Origin of the sequence: Microbacterium sp. B24, assembly GCF_000333415.1 — a bacterium.
In the GTDB taxonomy this organism is placed as follows: Bacteria; Actinomycetota; Actinomycetes; order Actinomycetales; family Microbacteriaceae; genus Microbacterium.
The window spans coordinates 1-6,167 of sequence record NZ_BADB01000054.1 but is presented as its reverse complement, the minus strand read 5'-3'; the positions used below and the strand labels follow the sequence as shown (position 1 = coordinate 6,167).

At 70.5% G+C, this 6,167-nt stretch carries 5 protein-coding genes and 1 pseudogene; 4 read left to right on the top strand and 2 right to left on the bottom strand.

What is annotated here, in order from left to right:
- Window positions 1-35: 35 nt before the first annotated feature.
- Window positions 36-347, bottom strand: a pseudogene (locus I5I_RS01220) (DUF520 family protein); the annotation flags it as partial.
- Window positions 348-492: 145 nt separating this feature from the next.
- On the opposite strand from I5I_RS01220, the gene I5I_RS01215 reads away from it, so the two are divergent.
- The 4 genes from I5I_RS01215 to I5I_RS18025 are packed head-to-tail and all read left to right on the top strand — an operon-like array spanning window position 493 to window position 5,468.
- Entirely contained in the window at window positions 493-846 is a 354-nt protein-coding gene (locus I5I_RS01215; RefSeq protein ID WP_036315419.1) for a hypothetical protein, read from the top strand.
- Between the two features lie 13 nt (window positions 847-859).
- Window positions 860-1,486 carry a hypothetical protein gene (locus I5I_RS01210; protein WP_036315417.1) on the top strand — a complete coding sequence of 209 codons (627 nt, stop codon included), beginning with the start codon at window positions 860-862 and terminating at the stop codon, window positions 1,484-1,486.
- A gap of 29 nt (window positions 1,487-1,515) precedes the next feature.
- Window positions 1,516-4,068, top strand: coding sequence for an ATP-dependent RNA helicase HrpA (gene hrpA, locus I5I_RS18030; protein WP_441295536.1), 2,553 nt, complete (start codon window positions 1,516-1,518; stop codon window positions 4,066-4,068).
- Window positions 4,065-5,468 (top strand): DUF3418 domain-containing protein, encoded by a 1,404-nt coding sequence (locus I5I_RS18025; RefSeq protein ID WP_441295535.1) that lies wholly within the window; start codon window positions 4,065-4,067, stop codon window positions 5,466-5,468. Before hrpA ends, I5I_RS18025 begins: the two co-directional genes overlap by 4 nt.
- A 140-nt stretch (window positions 5,469-5,608) precedes the next feature.
- Here I5I_RS18025 and I5I_RS01200 read toward each other — a convergent pair.
- On the bottom strand, window positions 5,609-6,167 hold a 559-nt coding region (locus I5I_RS01200; protein WP_148285467.1), incomplete at its 5' end, for a M20/M25/M40 family metallo-hydrolase.

Below are 6,167 nucleotides of genomic sequence, written 5' to 3'. Positions count from 1 at the left end.
GATTCGAGCTCGGTCCCGGGGATCCTCTAGAGTCCGCCCTGGATCTGCGCCTTGACCGACTTGGGGCCTTCGTCGCGGATGAGCTTGGTGATCTTCTTCGCGTTCTCGGAGGAGATCCCCTCTTTGAGCGTCGACGTGATGCGGTACTCCTTGCCCGAGGCCTGCGGCTCACCCGACTCGAGCGACTTCAGCGAGATGCCGCGCTTGATCAGCTTCGACTGGAACACGTCGAGCACCGCCTTCGCCCGCTCTTCGCTGTTGGCCTTGATGAGGATCGCCTCGCCGCTCCAGTCGATCGACGCGTCGGTCCCCTTGAAGTCGTAGCGCTGCTCGACCTCCTTGCGGGCCGTGGAAGGAGTGACGATGATCGCGGGAGCCTCAGCTCGCCGATTCGCTAGTGTTCTCGTCGCTCTGCTCGCCGTGGGCGCTTCAACGGGATGCTCCTCTCTCTTCGATGCCCCCCAGTCCGCCCCGACCCCCTTGGAGAGTAGCGTGGACGCTTTTCAGCCCGTGTACGACGCGATCGCGACATCCGACCCGCGCGTCGAGCGCGCGAGCACCGTCACCACGAGCCTCTCGGGAGCCGCCCGCCAGCTCACGGTCGTCATCCGCATCACCGGGAGCGAGCCGGTCTCGACCCAGACGCTGACCGCCGTTCTGATCGCGGTGAGAGACTCCGCCCACGGCGATGCCGACATGCTCGATCTCGTCGCCCGAGACGCCTCCAACCCGAAGCAGATCCTCGATCTGTCCGACGCCATCCGAGGCCTGCCCTCTGGGCTGTCCACGGTCTGGATCGACGGCGGCCTCGTGGTGCCGATGAGCGATCTTGCCGCGCTCGGCTGACGCGCCGCGTTCCATGAGCACCACGCACGAGCCCGAGCTCGCCTTCCGGCTGCTCGGCACATGGTGGCAGGTCGCCCTCGACTCCGACGACGCCGCCCGCACATCGGCCGCGGAGGTCGCACGTGGCACGCTCGGCACTGCCGACGAGAACGCCACGCCTCGGCGCCGAATGCGCGACGACCTCGTCGAGGCCGCACGGGCCGCGCGCGAGGCGCACGGGCGGTTGCTGCTGCTGCAGACGGAGCTCGGCCCCGGGGAGCCGATGTCGGCGATGCTGACACTCTTCGACGACGACCGGTTCCGGATGAGCCCCGCCATCGGCACGAACCCCGAGCGCGTGCTCGCCGTGCTCGAAGAGTCCCTGCCGACGATCGCTCCCGAGATGGCGGGCACGGCGGTGCGGCGTCCGTTCGCGGACGGCGAGGTGGTCCGCGCGCATCGCATCGACGAGTCGGTCGAGGTCGAGAACGGCGAGGCTTTCACGCAGCGCCGCCTCGTCGCCCACTACTGGTACCCCGTCCCGGACTCGAAGAAGCTCGCTCTCGTGGTGCTCTCGAGCCCGCTCGGCGACATTCCGAACGTGCTGCTGACCTATTTCGACGCGATCGTGGAAGTGTCGGGGTTCCGCCCGAGCGCCTGATCGCCCCGAGCGCAATACGATGGAGGGCTATGCCTTCCCCCACGCCCGTGATCTCCTACCCGCCGGAGCTGCCCGTCAGCGCCGCGCGGGACGAGATCGCGCGCGCGATCCGGGATCATCAGGTCGTGATCGTGGCCGGCGCGACCGGGTCGGGCAAGACCACGCAGCTGCCGAAGATCTGCCTGGAGCTCGGGCGCACGAAGATCGCGCACACCCAGCCGCGACGCATCGCCGCGCGCACCATCGCGGAGCGCATCGCCGAGGAGCTGCAGGTGCCGCTCGGCGGTGCCGTCGGCTACAAGGTGCGTTTCACCGATCAGGTGTCGGAGGACACCCAGATCGCGCTCGTGACCGACGGCATCCTCCTCAACGAGATCCACCGCGACCGCCTGCTGCGCCGCTATGACACGATCATCATCGACGAGGCCCACGAGCGATCGCTGAACATCGACTTCCTCCTCGGCTACCTCGCACGCATCCTGCCCGAGCGCCCCGATCTGAAGCTCGTCATCACCTCGGCGACGATCGATCCTGAGAGCTTCGCGAGACACTTCGCGGATGCCGGGGGCACACCCGCGCCGATCGTCGAGGTGTCCGGCCGCACCTACCCGGTCGAGATCCGCTACCGCCCGGGTGCGGCCGACTCCGACAGCCCGCGCGACGGCGACCGTGACGAGGTCGACACGCTGACGGCCGCTCTGCGGGAGCTCGACCGCGAAGCGAACGGCGATGTCCTCGTCTTCCTCCCCGGCGAGGCGGAGATCCGCGACGCGATGGATGCCGTCCGCGGCATGTACGCGAAGGATGCGCGCCCCACGGAGGTCCTCCCCCTCTACGGTCGGCTCTCCGCCGCCGAACAGCACCGCGTGTTCGAGCCCTCGGCCGTTGCCGGCGTGCGTCGGCGCGTGATCCTGGCGACCAACGTTGCCGAGACGAGTCTCACGGTTCCCGGCATCCGCTACGTGATCGATGCGGGTACGGCCCGCATCTCACGCTACAGTGCACGCTCGAAGGTGCAGCGTCTGCCGATCGAGGCGGTGTCGCAGGCGTCGGCCCAGCAGCGTTCCGGACGAGCCGGGCGCACCTCGAACGGCATCGCGATCCGCCTCTACAGCGAGGACGACTTCCTCGCACGCCCGGAATACACCGAGCCCGAGATCCTCCGTACCTCCCTCGCGTCCGTCATCCTGCAGATGCTCGCGCTCGGATTCGGCGACATCGAGGACTTCCCCTTCCTCACGAAGCCGGACAGCCGCGGGGTCAAAGCCGCGTTCGACCTGCTGACCGAGCTGCGGGCCGTCTCGCCGTCACGGCGGCTGACCTCCCTCGGCCGCGAGATCGCACGCCTGCCGATCGACCCCCGCTTCGCGCGGATGCTCATCGAGGCGCGCCGTCTGGAGGTGCTCCCCGACGTGCTCGCGATCGTCGCCGGACTGTCGATCCAGGACGTCCGCGAACGCCCGTCGGCCGAAGACCCCGCGGCGAGAGAGCAGGCCGACCGCCTCCACGCGCGCTTCGCCGATCCGACGAGCGACTTCCTCACCCTCCTCAACCTTTGGAACCACCTGCAGGAACAGCAGCGCGACCTCGGCTCCAGCGCCTTCCGACGCCTGTGCCGCAGCGAGTTCCTCAACTACGTGCGGGTGCGCGAGTGGGCCGACGTGCATCGGCAGCTGCGCCAGCTGATGGGCGCGAAGACCCGTTCGACCTCCGACGGCGCGGCGGCCGACCCCGCGCGCGTGCACCGGGCGATCCTGTCGGGTCTGCTCTCGCACATCGGCATCCTCGACACCCGCTCGCTGACACCGGCGAAGAACGGCGCGGCGAAGGGCGGCGGAAACGACCGTCGCAAGCAGATCGCGACCTACCGCGGAGCGCGGGGCGCGAATTTCGCCATCTTCCCCGGATCGGCTCTGCGCAAGGCGAGCCCCGATGCGGTCATGGCGGCCGAGCTGGTCGAGACCTCGCGGCTGTTCGCCCGCACCGTGGCGGCGATCGATCCCGCGTGGGCCGAGGAGCTCGCCGGCGATCTCGCCCACCGTCAGCTCAGCGACCCGCACTGGTCGAAGGATGCCGGTGCCGCCGTCGCCGCCGAGAAGGTCACGCTCTTCGGGGTGGAGATCATCCCGCGCCGGCGCGTGCAGCTGGCCCGCATCGACCGTCCGCTCGCGCGGGAGCTGTTCATCCGGCACGCGCTCGTCGACGGCGACTGGAACAGCCAGCACCTCGACAAGCGTCTGACCGCATTCGAACGCCGCAACCTGGAGCTGCGGCGCCGCCTGGAGAAGGTGGAGGAGCGCGAACGCCGCCGCGACATCCTCGTCGGCGACGAGGCTGTCTTCACGTTCTACGACGCGCGCGTGCCGCACGACGTGTTCGATGTGCGCTCGTTCGAGACGTGGTGGCGCGAGGCCTCGCCGCGCTCACCGCGCCTTCTCGACATGACCGAGGCCGACCTCCGCGATGACGCGTCGGGGGCGGATGAGCGCGCCTTCCCGGGTCGTTGGCAGCAGGGCGACCAGGTGCTCTCGCTCGCGTATCGTTTCGAACCGGAAAGTCCCGAGGACCGGCGTTCAGCGTGATCGTGCCGCTTCCGCTGCTGGCGGCGCTGCGCCCCGACGGTTTCAACTGGCAGGTGCCGGGATGGCGGGCGGAGCTGATGACGGCACTGTTGAAGGCGCTGCCGAAGGCGATCGCCCGGCACGTGGTGCCGGCTGCGGACTGGGCGGCGAAGCTCGGCGAGGACGTGGCATCGGCCGGTCCTGAGCACCACGACGGATNGCCGCCCCAGACGCTGCGCAGCGCGCTGGCGGCCCGCATCCAGCGCGTGGCGAACCAGCCCGTGACGGCCGACGACTTCGACCTCGAGCGGGTGCCCGCGCACCTGCTGATGACGTTCCGGGCCGTCGATCACCGGGGACGCACCGTCGGCACCTCCCGCGACCTCGCCGACCTGCAGAGCCGCCTCGCCGGCCGCGCCCGCGAGCAGGTCGCCCGCACCCTCACGCGCGAGCAGCAACCCGCTGGGCGCGTCGCGCGCGCCTCCGGCATGCCGCCGTCGGGGACGCGCTCCCCCGACGCGGCGGCAGCGGCATCCGCACCCGGCGCGCCGCAGATCGTCGAGCGCAGCGGCATTCTGACGTGGGACCTCGGCACACTCCCCGAGGTCGTCGACACGAAGGTCGCCGGCGGCGTCGTGCGGGGCTACCCCGCGCTCGTGGACGAGAAGGATGCCGTGGCGCTGCGCATCGAGTCCACGCCCGAACGGGCCGCGCGCCTCACGCACGCGGGGGTTCGTCGCCTGCTGCTGCTCGCCGTGCCCTCGCCGAGCGCCTACGTGCTCGAGCATCTGACCGCTGCGGAGAAGCTCTCTCTCGCGGCGTCGCCGTACCCGTCCGCGAAGGCGCTCATCGAGGATGCGCGCGTGGCCGTCGCCGATGCGGTGATGGCGCGCGTCGCCCCGGGCGGCGTCCGCACACCCGAGCAGTTCGCCGTCGTCCGCGACGCGCTGTCGACGGCCGTGGTGGACGAGCTGTTCCAGGCGGTGTCGCTGACGGCACGCATCCTGACGCTGCAGCGCGACGTCGAGCGTGCCGTGAAGGCGCAGAACGCGATGACACTGCTCGCCGCACTCGGCGATGTCAAGGCGCAGCTGAGCGGGCTGATCTATCCCGGGTTCGTCTCGCGCACGGGCCTCGATCGGCTGCGTCATCTTCCGCGCTATCTGCAGGGCGCCCTGGAGCGGGTTCGGACCCTCGCCGACAATCCCGGCCGCGACCGCCAGCGTCTCACCGAGTTCGAACGCGCGGCTGCGCTCTACGCGGAGGCTGGCGGTGCGCTTCCCCTGGCGTCCGACGCTCCCGCTCCGATCGCACACGCGCGCTGGCTGCTCGAGGAGTATCGCGTGAGCGTGTTCGCCCAGGCGCTCGGCACCGCCGAGCCCGTCTCGCTCCCCCGCATCGCGAAAGCGCTCTCCGCGTGACCCCACCCGCCGTGCGCGTCCCGATCCCCGCGGAGCGTGTCCCCATTCCCGCGGAGCGTGTCCCGGTTCCCGCTGGGTGAGAGCGCTCCCAGCAGCACAGAGTGGGACATGCAGCAGGAGAGAGGCGGGCGCAGTAAGCGTCAGCTGGCTCGGATGAGGGCGCGATAGAAGCGGATGCCGTTGCGCCACGACCCGACGCGGATGCGCTCGTTGTGGGCGTGCAGCGCGTCGCGCTCGGCCCGCGTGAGGTGGAAGGGCGTGAAGCGGTAGACGTGCGAGCTGATCGCCGTGAACCAGCGACTGTCGCTCGCCCCGAGTTGGATGTACGGCGTGGTCACGACCTCGGCTCCGAGGGCGTCGTGAACCGCGGTCGCGATGCGCTGCCACGGCTCACCGCGCCAGGGTGAGACCGGCGACGGATCCGACCCGTGGCGCACCTCGATCTCGACGGCGGGGTCGGCCACGACGCGGCGGATCCGCGCGGTCGCCGAGGCGACGGTGTCGCCGGTGAGCAGGCGGATGTTCATCGAGGCACGCGCCGTGGTCGCGAGCACGTTCTCGCCCGGAGCCCCCGACAACTCGGTCGCGACGGCGGTCGTCCGCACCATCGCGTTCAGTTCCGGTCCTAGGCGCGCGAACACCCGTGCGGCCAACGGGGCCACCGCGGACTCTAGAGGATCCCCGGGTCCGAGCTCGAAT

What these genes read in the sequence shown, in the direction of transcription:
- hrpA (WP_441295536.1), top strand. Translation starts at nt 1,516, where the DNA reads ATGCCTTCCCCCACGCCCGTGATCTCCTACCCGCCGGAGCTGCCCGTC.
- I5I_RS01210 (WP_036315417.1), top strand. Translation starts at nt 860, where the DNA reads ATGAGCACCACGCACGAGCCCGAGCTCGCCTTCCGGCTGCTCGGCACA.